At 56.1% G+C, this 1905-nt stretch carries 2 protein-coding genes; one reads left to right on the top strand and one right to left on the bottom strand.

All coding sequences use genetic code 11. From position 1 onward, the window contains the following. Window positions 1–28: 28 nt before the first annotated feature. A complete protein-coding gene (locus AB4061_RS40440; RefSeq protein ID WP_267606678.1) occupies window positions 29–373 on the bottom strand; it encodes a DUF6788 family protein in 345 nt (114 codons plus the stop codon). A 93-nt stretch (window positions 374–466) separates the two neighbouring features. Here AB4061_RS40440 and AB4061_RS40445 point away from each other — a divergent pair, with 93 nt between their 5' ends. Continuing rightward, the gene (locus tag AB4061_RS40445; protein WP_441641640.1) at window positions 467–1885 is read left to right on the top strand and encodes a transposase; all 1419 of its coding nucleotides are present in this window, start codon (window positions 467–469) and stop codon (window positions 1883–1885) included. Window positions 1886–1905 lie beyond the last annotated feature (20 nt).

Below are 1905 nucleotides of genomic sequence, written 5' to 3' on the forward strand. Positions count from 1 at the left end.
CTGGACAGTGCCAAGTTCTTCCGGTAGCTCAGTCCCCGGTTTTGGCCAGCCGCAAAGTTGACAACTCCATCGATAGGTCGATCCAGCGATCCAACAGGATCTTCATGCGCTCAAAGTTTTTCAGTTGACGGCGCACCTCCGGCAAATCCTCCTTCTTCACGAATTTGCTGCCGCTCTTCCCCTTGCGCGTATAGCTGACCTGGTAATAGGGACCATGCTTTTGCGGCGGCGTTGCCTTGCAACGGCACCCCGCTTTGCCGCATACGTTGTACTGCGTTGACAGTGTGCCCGGACGCATGTCGCCTATCTCGACCAATTGTTGTTTGGTCTTCTCTATCTGCTTTTCCAACGTTGCTTCGCGACGAGTGCTCATGACTTGAACTTCCACGGTTTCGTGTGACAAAAGTTTTTCAGATTTTACCGATAGTATTATAGTGCTATCGGATAATTATCAAAAAACTTTCTGATGACTCTTTGGTCCCACTGGCTCGCCGCCGTTGCTGAGCTTCGCCCCGCCTGTTCTCGTGCACGAACGTTTCTCTGGATGCTGCTTACTCTGGTCGGTCTTTGCTGTCGCAGCGACAATGCAGGGGTCACCAGCTTTGTGCGTCTACTCAACTTCGGCGATGCGGCATATCACCGCTTTCTGCACCTGTTTCATAGCGACGCTTTGGACTTGGATGTGCTGACTGCTTGCTGGTCGCGCCTGTGCCTCAAGCTGTTTCAGCCGTTCGAGATCGGCTCGCGCGTGGTTCTGCTTGCCGACGGCATCAAGGCACCCAAGGAGGGCAAACGCATGCCGGGCGTGAAGTTGTTACATCAGCAGTCGGCTTCGAACACCAAGCCCGAGTACATCATGGGTCATTCGCTACAGGCGATATCTTTGTTGGTGCACTCCGCAGCGGGGCAAGTGGCAGCAGTGCCGCTGACCTCGCGCATTCACGAAGGGCTGGTGTTCTCCAATCGTGACTCGTCCACGCTGCTTGATAAGTTGGTGAAATTGCTCAAGCGTGTGGCCACTGACATGGATCGCCAGGTGCTGCTTGTTGCCGATGCATATTACGCCAGCGCCAAGGTTATTGCCCCTCTTTTGGCAGCTGGGCATCACCTGATTTCGCGCGCCAAAAGCAATGCGGTAGCCTATCTGCCTGCTGCTCAGCCTGAGCGACGAGGCAAGGGACGCCCTGCCATCTATGGGAGCAAGGTGCGCCTCAAGGACCTGGCCAGCGACGAAGGCGCCTTCACCAGCGCACCAAGTCCAGTCTACGGCGACAGCAACGTGACGCTGCGGTATCGCGTGCTGAATTTGATGTGGCGACCCGTTGGCCGGTTGGTGCGTTTCGTGATCGTTCACCATCCCCAGCGAGGCACAATTTTCCTGCTCTGTACCGACTTGACACTTGAACCATTGCAGATTCTGTCGCTTTACGGCTACCGTTTCAAAATCGAATTGGGGTTTCGTCAAGCGGTGCATGTGCTGGGTGCATATGCCTATCACTTTTGGATGGCCGGCATGAAGCCGCTGCGCCGCGGCAGTGGCGACCAGTATCTGCACCGAGAATCACAAGAGTACCGCGATGGCGTGCGCCGAAAGATGCGCGCCTTCCATGCCTATGTGCAGCTCGGCGCCGTCGCACAGGGACTCCTGCTGCACCTGGCCATAAACCACACAGCGAAGGTTTGGCATGGATTTTGGAGTTGGCTGCGCACCATGAATGTCGCGATGCCTCCATCGGAACTGGTCGTGGCAAACGCCCTGCGCTCAGGCCTGCCAACATTTTTCGCGACTTGCAGTTCGGTACCAGGCCTCACGAAAATCCTCGACAAATATAGGCGCCAAGACGGTCCCCTCCACGATTGGCCACCCATGCAGCGGGCAGCGTAGAAGAACTTGGCACTGTCCAG

It is taken from the genome of Cupriavidus sp. YAF13, assembly GCF_052113425.1.
In the GTDB taxonomy this organism is placed as follows: domain Bacteria; phylum Pseudomonadota; class Gammaproteobacteria; order Burkholderiales; family Burkholderiaceae; genus Cupriavidus.